This is a genomic window from Pantoea sp. GbtcB22 (assembly GCF_019091025.1).
Classification (GTDB): domain Bacteria; phylum Pseudomonadota; class Gammaproteobacteria; order Enterobacterales; family Enterobacteriaceae; genus Pantoea; species Pantoea leporis.
Genome location: NZ_JAGXKB010001015.1, coordinates 1 through 230 on the forward strand (window position 1 = coordinate 1; position 230 = coordinate 230).

Genomic DNA, 230 nt, shown 5'->3' on the forward strand with positions numbered 1-230 from the left:
AGAAGATGTACACCACGTTCAGCCTTTACTGCTCGGCGTTCTTAAAACTGATTGAGCGTCAAGTCATTCATCTGATCATTCGCCCCCATCCGCTGCTGAGTCAATGGATAGGTGGAGCCAACCCAACGGCACAAACTCTTTATCAGCAGTTACAGCGCCCATCGCAGCAACACACCAATCTGGAGTGGGATCTCGGGCATGATTACACGCTGACTTTTGCGCGTTCCGAT

The 230-nt window shown here is 50.9% G+C and carries 1 pseudogene; it reads left to right on the forward strand.

The features are described 5' to 3' along the window. A pseudogene (locus KVT28_RS27355) lies at nt 1–230 on the forward strand (glycosyl transferase); the annotation flags it as partial.